Origin of the sequence: Pseudomonas sp. v388 (assembly GCF_003935425.1) — a bacterium.
In the GTDB taxonomy this organism is placed as follows: domain Bacteria; phylum Pseudomonadota; class Gammaproteobacteria; order Pseudomonadales; family Pseudomonadaceae; genus Aquipseudomonas.
The window spans coordinates 843835-859702 of record NZ_RHQN01000001.1 but is presented as its reverse complement, the minus strand read 5'-3'; the positions used below and the strand labels follow the sequence as shown (position 1 = coordinate 859702).

The window sequence follows — 15868 nt, the reverse complement described above, 5'->3', positions numbered from 1 at the left end:
TATTCCTCAAACGATACCGGTGGCGTAGAACGTGCCGATGACGACGAATACCGCCAGGGTCTTGATCAGGGTGATGCCGAAAATGTCTTTGTAGGCTTGCCGATGGGTCAGGCCGGTCACTGCCAGCAGCGTGATCACCGCGCCGTTGTGGGGCAGGGTGTCCATGCCGCCGCTGGCCATGGATGCCACCCGATGCAGCACTTCCAGAGGGATGTTCGCGGCATTGGCCGCATCGATGAAGGTCTGGGACATGGCGGCCAGGGCGATGCTCATGCCGCCCGACGCCGAGCCGGTAATCCCGGCCAGTAACGTGACGGTGACCGCCTCGTTGACCAACGGATTGGGAATGCTTTTCAGCCCGTTGGCCAGCACCAGGAAACCGGGCAGCGAAGCGATCACGGCGCCGAAGCCGTACTCCGAGGCGGTGTTCATGGCCGCCAGCAGCGCACCGCTGACCGCGCTCTTGCTGCCTTCGGCCAATTTGTTGCGGATCGTGCCGAAGGCGAATACCAATACCATCACAATGCCGACCAGCAAGGCCGCTTCCACCGCCCAGATGGCCGTGAGCTTGGCGATCTCGGTCTGTACCGGCGCGGTCATGCCCGGCAACGCCAGGGTGTGGGTCTTGCCGTACCACTGCGGAATCCACCAGGTGAACAGCAGGTTCATCAGGCCCACCAGCAGCAGCGGCGACAACGCGATCCATGGATTCGGCAGGCGGATGTCCTCGGCGGTTTCCGGCTCGTTACGCAGCTCTGAGCCGTAGCCCTCGCCGGCGCGCTGCGCCTTGTTGCGCTGGCGTTGCAGGTAGAGCATGCCGGCGCAGAACACGAACACCGTGCCGATCACGCCCAGCCAGGGCGCGGCCCAGGCGGTGGTGTTGAAAAACGTGGTGGGGATGATGTTCTGGATCTGCGGCGTGCCGGGCAGCGCATCCATGGTGAAGGAGAACGCACCCAGGGCGATGGTGGCCGGAATCAGGCGCTTGGGGATATTGCTCTGGCGAAACATCTCGGCGGCGAACGGGTAGACCGCGAACACCACCACGAACAGCGAAACGCCGCCGTAGGTGAGCAGCGCACAGACCAGTACGATCACCAGCATCGCCTGACGCGTGCCCAGCAGGCCGATGGCCGCTGCGACGATGGAGCGTGAGAATCCCGACAGCTCGATCAGTTTGCCGAATACCGCGCCCAGCACGAACACCGGGAAATACAGTTTGATGAAGCCGACCATCTTGTCCATGAACACCCCGGTGAAGGCAGGTGCCACGGCAGCCGGGTCGGTCAACAGGACTGCACCGAGGGCGGCGATGGGGGCGAAGAGGATGACGCTGTAGCCGCGGTAGGCGGCGACCATCAACAGCGTGAGTGCTGCCAGTGCGATGAGTACGCTCATCGGTTTCTCCAGTCGTTATTGTTTTTTTAATGCGCGGGTGGCCCGCTTCATTGCCGCGGCAGGCGTTTGCACGGCAGTGAACGTCATAGCGGGTTTCGTGCCAGACAACTAAATCATTGATATTCAAGGAAATTGCTTTTGATGGCCGGCCAGCCGAGCGGGCCTGCGTCCCGAAGCGTAGACGACGAAGCAGCCGTGGCGCCGAAAAGCCTGCGGCCATGCGGGCAGAGCCGCAGCGCAGCGCGGTCAGAGCAGAGTCTCTCTAAGTGGACGCAATATCCCGCTATGGAGATTCCGCGATGCCCAGGACGGCCATCTTCTTGTACAACGTGGAGCGACCCAGCCCCAGCTGGGTGGCGGCGCGTATCACGTTGCCCGCACATTGCAGCAGTGTGGTTTCGATCAACTGCCGCTCGAAGCGCTGCCGGGCCTGGCCGAACGTCTCGTGCACGGCCGCGCCATTGAGGGGTGGCACGGCGACGGCGCTGACCGGCACCAGCGAGCCGATGGCCGCGCGAATGTCATTGGCCGTCAGCACCAGATCATCGCTGAGCAGCGCGGCACGCTCCAGCACGTTGCGCAGTTCACGGATATTGCCGGGCCAGGCGTGCTGAGCCAGCAATGTCAGGGCCGCAGCCTCCAGTTCGTGCCGGCTGCGCAGCTCCTCAAGAATGGCTTCGCTGAGGGCCGGAATGTCTTCGAGGCGCTGGCGCAACGGCGGTACATGGATCGGCAGCACGTTCAGGCGGTAATACAGGTCGGCACGGAATTCACCCCGTTTGATGGCAGCTTCCAGATCCGTGGACGTGGCGGCGATCAGGCGCACGTCGCTGTGCAGCACCTCGTTGGAGCCGACCGGTTCGTACTCCTTTTCCTGCAGCACCCGCAGCAGCTTGCTTTGCAGGGCCAGCGGCATATCGCCGATCTCATCGAGAAACAGCGTGCCACCCTGGGCGATCTTCAGCTTGCCGGCACGGCCTTTGCGCTCGGCTCCGGTGAAAGCGCCCGGCGCAGTGCCGAAAAATTCCGCCTCCAGCAGCGATTCAGGAATCGCCGCGCTGTTGATGCTGACAAACGGCCCGTTGGCGCGCGGCGAAGCATTGTGGATCGCATGCGCCAGCAGTTCCTTGCCGGTGCCGGTTTCGCCCAGCAACAGCACCGGCGACTCGGCGGCCGCACCCCGCCGGGCACGGCGCTTGACCTCAAGGGTCGCTTCGCTGATGCCGATGAAATGGGCGAAGCTGTACTTGGCCTGGCGCGCCTTGAGCAGCGAACGGGTCGTGGCCAGTTCCTGCTCCATGCTCAGGTAGCGTTTGAGCAGCGGCGACAATGTATGCAGCTCGTCGAACAGGGCAAAGCCGATAGCCCCGATCAGCGAGCCACCGCCGTCATGGATGGGCAAGCGCATGACCACCAGTGGATCCTTGGCGGTGTCCATCATATCCAGCAGGATCGGCTGGCCGTCCCGCGCCACCTGGCGCAACAGGCTGCCGGGAATCACGCTTTCACAGGGTTTGCCGATGGCAAGGCTGGGGTCCTGCAGGCCGAAGCGCCGCGCATAGCGTTCGTTGATCCATACGATGCGTGCATCTTTATCGACGATCACCGTGCCTTCGCTGGACTGCTCGATGATCTCGAACAGCGAGCGAATCGCCAGGCGCTGCACCCGCTTGTAATCGTTGAGGGTGTCGCTGTCTTTCATTGGGTTGTTCCATCCTTGAGAGGGCCTCTAGAAAATGGCTGCGCTTGACATCACTGCGTGGAAATCGCGCTCGAATGCTCAATTACGCTGAGGAAACTGCGCTTTTTCGAGCGCTTTCGCCTTGTCTTGCCTTCATCGCCGATTTTGTAGACACCCTCTGTGAGCCGGCGTCTGGCCGCACAGAATGCCCGTTGTTAATGTTTGCCCGGCAAGAGGTCTGTCCGGGCGTGCCTGTCAGTTGAAACCCGGATGGGCCGCCGCCAGCAGCTCGCGGGTGTAGGCGTGTTGCGGCGCATCGAACACTTCGTGGCTGGCACCGCGCTCCACCACCTTGCCGTCCTTGACCACGATCACATCATGGGCCAGCGCCCTGACCACCGCCAGGTCGTGGCTGATGAACAGATACGTCAGCCCGTGCCGCTCCTGAAGTTGGCGCAACAGCGCAACGACCTGCTTCTGCACCGTGCGGTCCAGCGCCGACGTGGGCTCGTCCAGCAGAATCAGCGCCGGCTTGAGCACCAGAGCGCGGGCGATGGCGATCCGCTGGCGCTGGCCGCCGGAAAATTCATGGGGGTAGCGATGACGGCTCTGGGGATCGATGCCCACTTCTTCCAGGGCACGGATCACCTCGATATCGCACTGAACCGCGTCCAGCCGGTTATGGACCTCCAGGCCTTCGGCAATGATCTGCGCCACGGACATCCGTGGGCTGAGGCTGCCGTAAGGGTCCTGGAAAACCACCTGCATCTCTTTGCGCCACGGGCGCATCTGTTTCTGGCTCAGCCCCTCCAGCGCCTGGCCCCGGAAACGGATACTGCCACGAGATTCCAGCAGCCGCAGGATTGCCTGACCAAGTGTCGATTTGCCCGAGCCGGACTCACCGACGATCCCCAGTGTCTTGCCGCGCTCGATATTCAGGCTGATGTCATCCACCGCCTTGAGGTATTCCTGATGGCGGCGCAGCAGACCGCCGGCCAGGGAAAACCAGACCCGCAGATTGTTCACCTCCAGCACGTTTTCCCGGGCATCGCGCGGCAGCGGCTCGCCCGCGGGCTCGGCGTCCAGCAGCAGGCGGCTGTAAGGGTGCTGCGGCGATTTGAACAATGACTGACAATCGGCCTGTTCGACGATTTCGCCGGCACGCATCACGCACACCCGTTGCGCGACGCTATGCACCAGGTTCAGGTCATGGCTGATCAGCAGCAGCGACATGTTCAAGCGCTCCTGCAACGACTTGAGCAACAGCAGGATCTTGCGCTGCACAGTGACGTCCAGCGCGGTAGTCGGCTCGTCGGCAATCAGCAGCTCCGGCTCGCAGGCCAGGGCCATGGCGATCATCACCCGCTGGCGCTGGCCGCCGGACAGTTCATGGGGGTACGCCTTGAGACGCTTGTGCGGTTGCTGGATGCCGACCAGTTCCAGCAGCTCGACGATTCGTGCCTGGGCCTGACGCCCGCCGAGCCCGCGGTGCAGCAGCAGCGTCTCGCCGATTTGCCGGGCTATGGTGTGCAGCGGGTTCAACGAGGTCATCGGCTCCTGGAAAATCATTGCGATCCGATTGCCTCGCAGCTCTTGCAGGGTCCGGTCGCTGGCGCCGAGCAATTGTTTGCCGCGATAGGTGATGCTGCCGCTGCATCGCGTCCCGGCCTTGGGCAGCAATTGCAGAATCGAATGGGCGGTCACCGACTTGCCCGAGCCGGATTCACCCACCAGCGCCAGGCATTCCCCGGCACGCACATCCAGGCTCAGGTTGCGCACCACCTGCTCACCGTTGAAGGCCACGCACAGGTCGCGGATTTCGATCAGGCTGTCGGACATGTCAGGACCTCGGGTCGAAGGCATCGCGCAGCGCCTCGCCAATGAATACCAGCAGGGTCAGGATCAACGCCAGGGCGAAGAACGCGGTCAGGCCCAGCCACGGCGCTTGAAGGTTCTGTTTCCCTTGGGCGATCAGTTCGCCCAGCGAGGCGCTGCCGGCGGGCATGCCGAAACCCAGGAAATCCAGCGCCGTGAGGGTCGAGATGGCGCCGGTCAGAATGAACGGCAGGTAGCTGAGGGTCGCGTTCATGGCGTTGGGCAGGATGTGCCGCAGGATAATCTTGCGGTTGGGCAGGCCCAGGGCGCGGGCCGCCTTCACGTATTCAAGGTTGCGCCCGCGCAGGAACTCGGCGCGCACCACATCCACCAGCGCCAGCCACGAGAACAGCGCCATGATGCCCAGCAACCACCAGAAGTCCGGTTCGACGAACCCGGACAGGATGATCAGCAGGTACAGCACCGGCAGCCCGGACCAGACTTCCAGCAGGCGCTGGCCGATCAGGTCGACCCAGCCGCCGTAGTAGCCTTGCAGGGCGCCGGCCGCGATGCCGATCAGCGCACTGATGACGGTCAGCGCCAGGGCGAACAGAATCGACACCCGGGTGCCGAAAATCACCCGCGCCATGACATCCCGCGCCTGATCGTCGGTGCCCAGCCAGTTGGTGGCAGAGGGTGGGCTGGGTGCCGGAATGTTCAGCTCGTAGTTGGGGGTGTCGGCGCTGAACGGAATCGGTGGGAACAGCATCCAGCCGTCGCCCTTGTCGATCAGCCGGCGCACGTATTCGCTGCGGTAATCGGGCTGGAACGGCAGTTCGCCGCCAAACTGGTTTTCGGTATAGCGCTTGAAAACGGGGAAATAGAGCGAGTGCTTGTAGCTGAGCAGCAGCGGCTTGTCGTTGGCGATCAGCTCGCCGCCCAGGGTCAGGGCGAACAGGGCGCAGAACAGCCATAACGACCACCAGCCGCGTCGATTGCTGCGAAACCGCTCCAGGCGCCTGCGCGCCACCGGGGAAAGTCTGGTCATCAGGCGTTCCTCGCGCTGAAGTCGATCCGCGGGTCGACCAGGGTGTAGCAGATGTCGCCCAGCAGCTTTATCAGCAGGCCGAACAGGGTGAAGATGAACAGCGAACCGAACACCACCGGATAGTCTCTGGATACCGCCGCCTCGTAGCTCATCCGGCCCAGACCGTCGAGGGAGAAGATCACTTCGATCAGCAGCGACCCGGCGAAGAACACGCTGATGAACGCCTGGGGAATACCCGACACCACCAGCAGCATCGCATTGCGGAACACATGTCCGTACAGCACGCGGCGCTCGCTCATGCCTTTGGCCCGTGCCGTGGTCACGTACTGGCGGGTGATTTCATTGAGGAAGGAGTTCTTGGTCAGCAGCGTCAAGGTGGCGAAGCCGCCGACGACCAGCGCACTGACCGGCAGCACCAGGTGCCAGAAATAGTCGGCGATCTTGCCCAGGGTGGACAGCTGGTCGAAGTTGTCCGACACCAGGCCCCGCACCGGAAACCAGTTCAGCGAGGTGCCGCCGCAAAACACCACCACCAGCAGCATGGCGAACAGAAACGCAGGCATGGCGTAGCCGATGATGATCGCGGTGCTGCTCCAGATATCGAACTGGCTGCCATGCCTGACGGCTTTGCGGATGCCCAGCGGGATCGACACCAGGTAGGTCAGCAGCGTCGCCCACAAGCCGAGCGACAGCGAGACCGGCATCTTCTGCAGGATCAGGTCGGTCACCGTCGCGCCCCGAAAGAAGCTGGTGCCAAAATCCAGCTGCGCGTAGTTCTTGAGCATCAGCCACAGGCGTTCATGCAGCGGCTTGTCGAACCCGTACTGGCGTTCGATTTCCTTGATCAGCTTGGGGTCCAGGCCCCGCGAGGCGCGTGAATGGCCGCCACCGGTGGTTTCCGAAGAAGCCCCCACGCCGGTGCCGCCGATGCCTTGCAGGCGCGCGACGGCCTGTTCCACCGGGCCGCCGGGCGCTGCCTGCACAATGAAGAAATTGACCAACAGAATGCACAGCAGCGTGGGAATGATCAGCAGCAGGCGTCGGATGATGTAACCCACCATTCACTTCATCTCCGAAACAAGTGCCGAGGCGCCGCGTCTGGCGGCGAACTGTTCGTTGGTCAGGGGCGTGGGGCTGACTTCCCACCAGGTTTCGATGGCTTCACCATTGCTGGCCTGCACCCTGGGGATGCCGAAGCGGTTCCACCACACGGTCGAAGAGCCGGGCGGGTAGTAATTGGGAATCCAGTAGTAATTCCACTGCAGTACCCGATCCAGGCTGCGAGCGTAGTCGGTCATGGTCTGCTTGTTATCGGCCTTCATCAGCCCGTCGATCAGGGTGTCGACGGCGGGGTCCTGAAGCGCCATGTAGTTGGATGAGCCAGGATCGGTGGCCACCTTCGAGCCGAAATTGTTGTAAAGGTCCGAGCCTGGGGATGTCGATACCGGATACCCGGTGACGATCATGTCGTAGTCGCGGGCCATGACCCGGTTCAGGTACTGGGCCGGGTCGATACGCCGGATATCGAACTGGATGCCGATCTGCGCCAGATTGCGTTTGTAAGGCAGCAGCATCCGCTCGATGCCCGATTGAGCGTTCAGGAACGTGAAGCTGAACGGCTCGCCCCGGGCATTGACCAGGTGGTCGCCTCGGGGTGTCCAGCCTGCCTCTTGCATCAGCGCCAGCGCCTGCAATTGCTTGTCGCGAATAAAGCCGCTGCCGTCGGTCTTGGGTGATGTGTAGACCCGGGTGAAGACTTCCTCGGGCACCGTGCCGCGCAAGGGTTCGAGAATCTTCAGTTCCGCCGGCGTCGGCGGCTGTGTGGCAGCCAGCTCGGAGTTGGAAAAGAAACTGTTCTGGCGGATGTACATGTCGCGCATCATCTGCCGGTTGGTCCATTCGAAGTCCCACACCAGAGACAGCGCCTGGCGCACCCGGCGGTCCTGGAACATCGGCTTGCTCAGGTTGAAGACATACCCTTGGGAACTCTGCACCGCGCCCTTGGCCAGATGCGCCTTTTGCAGCAGGCCCTGGGCAAGCGCCGGGCCGTCGTAACGAATCGAGTAGCCGGTGGCCGAGAATTCGCGGTTGTAATCGTAGGCACCGCCCTTGAGTACCTGGCGGGCCACGTCGATGTCGCCGAAATACTCGATGCTGAACCGGTCGAAATTATACAGGCCGCGACTGACCGGCAGATCCTTGGCCCACCAGTCCGGATCGCGTTCGAAAGTGATGGTGCGGCCCGGGTCCACGTGGCCGATCCGGTAGGGGCCGCTGCCGGGCGGGATTTCAAAGCCCGCGCCGTTGGCGAAATCGCGGGTTTTCCACCAGTGCTCGGGGAACACCGGCAGCGAAGCAAGATCCAGCGCCAGGGTGCGGTTGTCGTTGTGCTTGAAGTCGAAGCGCACTTGAGTCGGGGATTCGACCTGGACATCCTTGACTGCCGCAAATTCGGTGCGGTACTGCACGCTGCCCTGAGTCATCAACAGCTGGTAGGTGTATTTCACGTCACTGGCGGTGATGGGCGTGCCATCGGCGAAGCGTGCCTTGGGGTTGAGGTAGAACCGCAGCGACAGGCCGTCCTGGCCGCGTTCCATTTTCTGCGCGACAAGCCCATAGACGGTGTAGGGTTCATCCAGTGAACGCACCGCCAGCGGCGAGTACAGCATGCCGTTGATCTGCGCCACGCCCAAGCCTTTGTCGGTGAATGGCATCAGGTGGTCGAACTGGCCGATCTCCAGCGCTGAACGGCGCATGCTGCCCCCTTTGGGCGCATCGGGATTGACATAGTCGAAGTGCTGAAAGTCGGCAGGGTAACGGGGCGCTTCGCCGTAGACGGTCAAGGCGTGTTGCGGGGCGGCGGACAGGGGTTGCAGGCCCCAGAGCAGGGCAAGGCTTACGGTAATCAGCGATGAAAAAACGAAGCGCATCAATCGATTCCTGACAGGTGTCCGCACACAAGAAACGGGGAAGAACGAGGGGGGCGATCCGCGAACCGTCAAGCTGCCAAGGTACCGGATGCCCTTGGCTTTGTAACGGTCTTTACCGGCAAGCGCCAGTGGACGCTGGCAAAAACGAAAACGGCCCATCCGAAGATGAGCCGTTGAGTGTCAGCGTAGCGCAGGCAATCAGTCCTGGCGGCTGGTCACTTCCAGCAGGTGATAGCCGAACTGGGTCTTGACCGGACCCTGAACCACGTTGACCGGCGCGCTGAACACGACGGTGTCGAATTCCTTGACCATCTGGCCTGGACCGAACGAACCCAGGTCACCACCTTGACGGCTCGAAGGGCAGCTGGAGTTTGCCTTGGCAACCTCGGCAAAATCAGCGCCGCCTTCGATCTGAGCCTTGAGTTCGTTGCATTTTTCTTCGCTCGAAACAAGGATGTGGCGGGCAGTGGCTTTAGCCATGGGAAAACATCTCCAATCAAAAAAAAGAAAGAGCCTACCGGATTCAGTCCGGCATTTCCCGCTAAAAGTTCCTGCCCGACGCTTACCTGTAGCGCAGACGGTCCACCGCATTGCTTAACAGTTGCTCGGTCGCCTCCCAGCCCAGGCAGCCGTCGGTGATCGAAACGCCGTAGCGAAGTGTCTGGCTCAGCGGCTGGCAACCGTCGAACAGGTGGCTCTCCAGCATCATGCCGATCAGCGTGTGGTCACCGTCCAGACGTTGCTGCAACACGTCGTTGAACACCTGCGGCTGGCGCGATGGGTCCTTGCCGCTGTTGGCATGACTGCAATCGACCATGATGCGGGCGGCAATCCTGTTTTTTTCCAGGCTGGCCCGGACCTGCGCAACGCTGGTGCGGTCGAAGTTGGGGCCGCCATGACCGCCGCGCAGGACGATGTGCGTATCGGGGTTGCCGCGGGTCTCGATCACCGCTGGATGGCCGTGGCTGTCCACGCCGAAGTGCCGGTGGCCGTGGGTCGCCGAACGAATGGCATCGCTGGCGACATCGACACCACCGTCGGTGCCGTTCTTGAAGCCCACCGCCATTGGCAGGCCGCTGGCCATTTCCCGATGAATCTGCGACTCGGTGGTGCGCGCGCCGATGGCCACCCAACTGAGCAGGTCGTCGAAATAGCCGGCGGCCATGGGTTGCAGCAGTTCGGTCGCGATCGGCAGGCCCAGCTCGATCATGTCCAGCATCAAGCGCCGCGACAGAGCCAGGCCGGCCGCCATGTCGTCACTGCCATCCAGATGCGGATCGTAGGCCAGGCCCTTCCAGCCGATGGTGGTGCGTGGCTTTTCGACATAGGCGCGCATGACGATCAGCATCTGGTCGCTGACCTGAGACGCCAGTGCGGCCAGGCGCTCGGCATAGTCGAGTGCCGATTGCGGATCGTGAATCGAGCAGGGGCCGACGATGACCAGCAGGCGCGAGTCCTCACCGTCGAGGATGGCGCGCACGGCACGGCGTTGAGCATCGATCTGGGCGGCGAGCGGCACGGAAAGCGGCAACCGGGTCTTGAGTTCCAGGGTGCCGGGCAGGCGACGGGAAGCGGAAGTATCACGCAACACCACAGTGTTGGTGGAAAGGTCGGACGGTTTTACGGCAACGGACGAGTTCATATTAGGCTTCCTGGGCTGGCGGGTAGCTCCCGCCCAAGCCCTACAGGGGTGTTCGACAATTGGCCGGTTCGGCCGTGACGGGTTGGATGCCACCTGGCAGGGACCGGTCGGAGGCGGCAGGCTGGCCCGAACGGAGGTTGCTAAATCGCCAGGCGAAGTCGATGTCGTTGCGGTAATAGGTGGCGTAATTCATGGCGTAATCCTCGATTGAATGTGGGTGCAACGCTGTTTTGCGTGGCCCAGAAAAACGAAACCCCCGGTCGGGTAGCCGACCGGGGGTAGAGAAATTCTCTGGTTGGCGTCCCCTTCAGATGGGCGCCGTGTGGGTATCAGGCGCGCCAGTGGCTAAACCAATACCCATAATAAAAGTTGACCGGCAGGCAGACTGCAGCCGAATCGATCCACGCAGCAGCGTTCGTCGTCAGGCGAGTGACGCCGACGGTACGCAGCAGCGGTGTGGAAAGAAAGAGCGGCATGAGAATGAGAGTCTCCGAAAGGTCGGGGCCGAGCTTACGCCAGATGCGTTGCTGGATTCAAATGGAAATTCCAATCGAGCCTATAGCGGCCGCCGTTTTTACGGCAGCTCAAAACGGGCAGAGGCATGTAGGAATAATGACAGACGTAGCCTGTCGGAAAAGGCGGCGAAATCACCGGGAAGTCTGCTGCCTAAGACGTAAAGGTTTTCCGCACACAGGGCTGTGCGCAGGACCGTCAGTCGACCAGCGATTCTGCCGGGGTGCCCGGCGTCGGAATGCTGCCGATCTTCATCCCCAGTAAAACCGCCACTTTATGAGCTTCTCCACGCCGACCTTTCTTTCGCCCGGCCAGCACCTGGTAGGTCGTTGCCGGATCGATGCTGTTTTCGCGCGCGAATTCCTGAACAGATTTCCCCTGTTGTTCAAGCCAGGCCTTGGCTTGTGCAGCGGTACGTATTCCGGGCATAGTTCAAAACCGTTCAAGTCAGTTTAATTTTACATGGATTCTACCATTCGTAAGGATGGGGTCAACAGGGTTATGCATTCAAATGAGTGGAATAGGGTACCGGCTGAGAAAGGAAAGGGAACGCCTAGGGCTTTCCCAGCGTGCTTTCGGTGAAATCGGCGGCGTGGAGGCCAACGCCCAGGGAAAGTATGAAAGTGGTGATCGTGCACCCAAGGCTGATTATCTGGCTGCAGTGGCCGCTAAGGGAGTGGACGTACTCTATGTATTGACCGGCACGCCAACGCCCATGGCCGTCGACAATCTGAGCGTGGCCGAGGAAAAGGTGCTCGGCAGTTACCGTGTCTTGAACCGCGAAGACCAGGATGCAATCAGAAGGCTGACGACGACCATGGCCGAATTGTCGGCGTCCTATAGCAGTGGCAAGGGGCTACCTTCGGAAGGCGAGTGACAACTCCACCGCCTCGATCCGTGGCCGACAGGTGACTGATCTCGCTTGGGCTAGGTCTGGTCTGATGTTTTTTGTTATGGTGGCGGGTAATTCGTTATGACTGTTGCGTGAGGTGTCTGCTTGATTAGGGTGCTAGTTGTCGATGACCATGATCTCGTCCGGACAGGCATCACCCGCATGTTGGCCGACATAGACGGCCTGCAGGTGGTCGGGCAGGCCGACTCCGGCGAGGAATCCTTGAAGAAGGCGCGGGAACTCAAGCCCGACGTCGTGCTCATGGACGTCAAGATGCCTGGCATCGGTGGCCTTGAGGCCACTCGCAAGATGCTGCGCAGTCACCCGGACATCAAGGTCGTGGCCGTCACGGCCTGTGAGGAAGATCCGTTCCCAACCCGTCTGCTGCAGGCCGGCGCTGCGGGCTACATGACCAAGGGCGCAGGGCTGTCTGAAATGGTTCAGGCAATCCGGCTGGTATTCGCCGGCCAGCGCTACATCAGCCCGCAGATCGCTCAACAACTGGCGCTCAAGTCGTTCCAGCCGGCGGTCAACAACTCGCCATTCGACCTGCTGTCGGAGCGGGAGATCCAGATTGCGCTGATGATCGTGGGTTGCCAGAAAGTCCAGACCATTTCCGACAAGCTTTGCCTGTCGCCGAAAACCGTCAATACCTACCGTTATCGTATTTTTGAAAAGCTCTCGATCAGCAGTGATGTCGAACTGGCTTTACTGGCTGTACGTCACGGCATGGTCGATGCCAGCGCCTGAACATGACCCTTACGTTCGATCCTAGTGCTTTTCTTTCTACGTGCAGTGGGCGCCCGGGCGTTTACCGCATGTTCGACGCTGACGCGCGCCTGCTTTACGTCGGCAAGGCCAAGAACCTCAAGAAGCGCCTGGCCAGTTATTTCCGCAAGACCGGCCACGCGCCCAAGACCGGCGCACTGGTAGCCCGGATTGCGCAGATCGAGACCACGATCACCGCCAATGAAACAGAGGCCCTGCTGCTGGAGCAGACGCTCATCAAGGAGTGGCGGCCTCCGTACAACATTCTGCTGCGCGACGATAAGTCCTATCCCTATGTGTTTCTCTCCGATGGCGCTTTTCCACGGCTGAGCATCCATCGCGGTGCGAAACGGGCGAAAGGGCGCTATTTCGGGCCTTATCCAAGTGCGGGTGCCATTCGTGAAAGCCTGAGTCTGTTGCAGAAGACGTTCCAGGTGCGCCAGTGCGAAGACAGCTACTACAAGAACCGTAACCGGCCGTGCCTGCAGTACCAGATCAAGCGCTGCAAGGGGCCGTGTGTGGGGCTGGTCGAGCCTGAGGTGTATGCCCAGGACGTGCGGCACTCGGTGATGTTTCTCGAAGGCCGCAGCAACGCATTGAGCGATGAACTCAACGCGGCCATGGAAAAAGCGGCCATGGCGCTTGACTTCGAGCGTGCCGCCGAGCTTCGCGACCAGGTCGCCTTGCTGCGCCGCGTCCAGGACCAGCAAAGCATGGAGGGCGGCACCGGGGATGTCGATGTCATTGCTGCCTTCGTCAATCCGGGCGGCGCCTGCGTGCATCTGATCAGTGTGCGCGGCGGGCGAGTGCTCGGCAGCAAGAATTTTTTTCCGCAGGTGGGTATCGAGGAGGAGGTGGGTGAAGTCATGTCCGCTTTCCTGGCTCAGTATTACCTGGGCGGCGTCGACCGCGAGTTGCCTGCCGAAGTCATCGTCAACGTGGTGAACGAGGATTTCCCGGCCCTGATCGAAGCGATCGAGGAGCTGCGCGGGCGTGAGCTGGCCATCAGTCATCGTGTCCGTGGCACCCGTGCGCGCTGGCAGCAGCTGGCGGTCACCAATGCCGAGCAGGCGCTGTCGGCTCGCCTCGCCAACCGCCAGCATGTGGCGTCGCGGTTCGAGGCGCTTGGCCAGGTGCTCAATCTCGACGAGGCGCCGGTGCGTCTGGAATGCTACGACATCAGCCATTCCAGCGGCGAAGCCACGGTCGCGTCGTGCGTAGTGTTCGGGCCGGAAGGGCCGATCAAGGCCGATTACCGACGCTTCAACATCGAAGGCGTCACGGCGGGCGATGACTATGCCGCGATGCATCAGGCGCTCACGCGTCGCTTCAGCCGGATCATGGACGGCGAGGGCAAGCTGCCGGACGTCCTGCTGGTCGATGGCGGCAAGGGCCAGATGTCCATGGCGCGCGATGTTCTCAACGAGTTGGCGGTACCTGATCTCATCCTGCTCGGCGTGGCCAAGGGCACGACGCGCAAGGCGGGCTTCGAAACCTTGTATTTGAATGACGCCGCACACGAATTCACGCTGCCTGGTGATTCACCTGCCTTGCACCTGATTCAACAGATTCGCGACGAAGCCCACCGTTTCGCCATTACCGGCCACCGCGCGCGTCGCGGCAAGACGCGGCGTACCTCCACCCTGGAAGGTGTGGCAGGCGTGGGCCCAACTCGACGCCGCGACTTGCTAAAGCACTTCGGCGGATTGCAGGAATTGTCCCGCGCAAGCATCGATGAAATAGCGAAAGCGCCGGGAATCAGCAAAAAGCTGGCAGAGTCGATTTATGCAAACCTGCACAGCGAGTAGAATGCTCGCTCACCTCGTAGCCAGTTGTGCCGATGAATATCCCTAATCTGATTACCGTTTTACGCGTTGTACTGATTCCGATCTTCATTTTGTTGTTCTACTTGCCCTATCACTGGAGCTACATGGCCGCCAGTTCGGTCTTTGCCTTTGCGGCGGCCACCGACTGGCTGGATGGTTATCTGGCCCGCCGGCTTGAGCAAAGCACGCCTTTCGGCGCCTTTCTCGATCCGGTGGCGGACAAGCTGATGGTCGCAGTGGCGTTGGTCCTGTTGGTCCAGACCCACGCCAACCTGTGGTTGACGCTGCCTGCAGCGGTGATCATCGGGCGCGAGATCGTCATTTCCGCATTGAGGGAGTGGATGGCCGAAATCGGCGCACGTGCCCAGGTGGCTGTTTCAAGCATGGGTAAATGGAAAACCGCTGCGCAGATGCTCGCTCTGGTGATACTGCTCGCCAATGCGCCGGCCTTCACCCCTTGGGTGGTGTTGGGCTACGTTCTGTTATTGGTTGCCGCGGGTCTGACCCTTTGGTCGATGATCCTGTATCTGCGCGCCGCCTGGCCCCATCTGAAATCCACCGCAGAAAAAAAATAAGTTTTTGAATCAAAGGGTTGACGTAAGTTTCTCAGCGTATACAATGGCGCACGTTACCAAGACGCGGGAATAGCTCAGTTGGTAGAGCACGACCTTGCCAAGGTCGGGGTCGCGAGTTCGAGTCTCGTTTCCCGCTCCAGATTCAAGAAGGCGCCACTCAATGAGTGGCGTTTTCGTTTGTAGTAGCTGCATAAGGGAAGAGATAGCGATTTATTTTCTCCCCGTTCTTGACATGACCTCCGTATCAGTCCAGAATTGCGTCCATTCCTGGTTTGGGAATGCAGAAAACCCTTAAGATTCAATGGGTTGGGAATCAAAGCTAAGCTGCTGATTCCAAAGTTCAAATGCGTTTGATGTTGTTGCATGGCATCGTACGTTTGAGGCCGAGTAGCAAAATGGTTATGCAGCGGATTGCAAATCCGCCTACGCCGGTTCGATTCCGACCTCGGCCTCCACATACAAAGCCCCGCAGATTCAGGTCTGCGGGGTTTTTTATTGTGGGCGAAAAAGCATGTGTTCCCTGATTTTTGGGTAGGTGTTCCCTAACTTTGCCTTTTCTTCCAGCGTTCACGTCAGGGAGTACCCGTTCGCCGTGCATCAGATGGACAAGCTGGCAGACTGAGCCGACGCAGATAAGGCGCCGGTGATGGCCGCTATGGTGTGCGCAGGCAGCTGGTTGTTTAGTAGTGAGCTGGCGTCAAAAACCTGTACGTCAGGTACACAAGGCCCTGACAATCGAGTGCCCTCGACTTCGCGGGCCGCTACGGTTTGGGCGTGATT

At 61.1% G+C, this 15868-nt stretch carries 14 protein-coding genes and 2 tRNA genes; 6 read left to right on the top strand and 10 right to left on the bottom strand.

The window, feature by feature from the left end:
- Nucleotides 1-6 precede the first annotated feature (6 nt).
- The 10 genes from EGJ27_RS03825 to EGJ27_RS03785 all read right to left on the bottom strand — a co-directional run bounded on the left by EGJ27_RS03825 (nt 7) and on the right by EGJ27_RS03785 (nt 11456).
- The gene (locus tag EGJ27_RS03825) at nt 7-1398 is read right to left on the bottom strand and encodes a GntP family permease (protein WP_125829368.1); all 1392 of its coding nucleotides are present in this window, start codon (nt 1396-1398) and stop codon (nt 7-9) included.
- A gap of 283 nt (nt 1399-1681) precedes the next feature.
- Complete coding sequence (locus EGJ27_RS03820) at nt 1682-3100, bottom strand: sigma-54-dependent Fis family transcriptional regulator (protein ID WP_125829367.1); 1419 nt, start codon at nt 3098-3100, stop codon at nt 1682-1684.
- 234 nt (nt 3101-3334) lie between these two features.
- Nucleotides 3335-4918, bottom strand: a complete 1584-nt coding sequence (locus tag EGJ27_RS03815) for an ABC transporter ATP-binding protein (RefSeq protein WP_125829366.1) — start codon at nt 4916-4918, stop codon at nt 3335-3337.
- A 1-nt stretch (nt 4919) separates the two neighbouring features.
- Nucleotides 4920-5942, bottom strand: coding sequence for an ABC transporter permease (locus tag EGJ27_RS03810; protein WP_125829365.1), 1023 nt, complete (start codon nt 5940-5942; stop codon nt 4920-4922).
- Nucleotides 5942-7003, bottom strand: a complete 1062-nt coding sequence (locus EGJ27_RS03805; RefSeq protein WP_125829364.1) for a microcin C ABC transporter permease YejB — start codon at nt 7001-7003, stop codon at nt 5942-5944. The genes EGJ27_RS03810 and EGJ27_RS03805 overlap by 1 nt, the downstream gene beginning before the upstream one ends.
- Nucleotides 7004-8872, bottom strand: a complete 1869-nt coding sequence (locus EGJ27_RS03800; RefSeq protein WP_125829363.1) for an extracellular solute-binding protein — start codon at nt 8870-8872, stop codon at nt 7004-7006.
- A 198-nt stretch (nt 8873-9070) separates the two neighbouring features.
- Nucleotides 9071-9352: a peptidylprolyl isomerase gene (locus tag EGJ27_RS03795; RefSeq protein WP_062381420.1), complete on the bottom strand. Its 282-nt coding sequence runs from the start codon at nt 9350-9352 to the stop codon at nt 9071-9073.
- A gap of 82 nt (nt 9353-9434) precedes the next feature.
- Nucleotides 9435-10514, bottom strand: a complete 1080-nt coding sequence (locus EGJ27_RS03790) for a 3-deoxy-7-phosphoheptulonate synthase (RefSeq protein WP_125829362.1) — start codon at nt 10512-10514, stop codon at nt 9435-9437.
- A gap of 40 nt (nt 10515-10554) precedes the next feature.
- A complete protein-coding gene (locus tag EGJ27_RS24865; RefSeq protein WP_177522918.1) occupies nt 10555-10707 on the bottom strand; it encodes a hypothetical protein in 153 nt (50 codons plus the stop codon).
- Between the two features lie 518 nt (nt 10708-11225).
- On the bottom strand, nt 11226-11456 hold the full coding sequence (locus tag EGJ27_RS03785) for a DNA-binding protein (protein WP_125829361.1): 231 nt from the start codon (nt 11454-11456) through the stop codon (nt 11226-11228).
- Between the two features lie 82 nt (nt 11457-11538).
- On the opposite strand from EGJ27_RS03785, the gene EGJ27_RS03780 reads away from it, so the two are divergent.
- From EGJ27_RS03780 to EGJ27_RS03755, 6 genes are all read left to right on the top strand, one after another.
- Nucleotides 11539-11904 (top strand): helix-turn-helix domain-containing protein, encoded by a 366-nt coding sequence (locus EGJ27_RS03780; protein WP_125829360.1) that lies wholly within the window; start codon nt 11539-11541, stop codon nt 11902-11904.
- Between the two features lie 120 nt (nt 11905-12024).
- Entirely contained in the window at nt 12025-12669 is a 645-nt protein-coding gene (gene uvrY / locus EGJ27_RS03775; RefSeq protein WP_125829359.1) for a UvrY/SirA/GacA family response regulator transcription factor, read from the top strand.
- Nucleotides 12670-12671: 2 nt separating this feature from the next.
- Nucleotides 12672-14495 (top strand): excinuclease ABC subunit UvrC, encoded by a 1824-nt coding sequence (gene uvrC, locus EGJ27_RS03770; protein WP_125829358.1) that lies wholly within the window; start codon nt 12672-12674, stop codon nt 14493-14495.
- A 32-nt stretch (nt 14496-14527) separates the two neighbouring features.
- Nucleotides 14528-15088, top strand: a complete 561-nt coding sequence (gene pgsA, locus EGJ27_RS03765; RefSeq protein ID WP_125829357.1) for a CDP-diacylglycerol--glycerol-3-phosphate 3-phosphatidyltransferase — start codon at nt 14528-14530, stop codon at nt 15086-15088.
- A gap of 63 nt (nt 15089-15151) precedes the next feature.
- A tRNA-Gly gene (locus EGJ27_RS03760) sits at nt 15152-15227 on the top strand.
- 242 nt (nt 15228-15469) lie between these two features.
- A tRNA-Cys gene (locus EGJ27_RS03755) sits at nt 15470-15543 on the top strand.
- Nucleotides 15544-15868 lie beyond the last annotated feature (325 nt).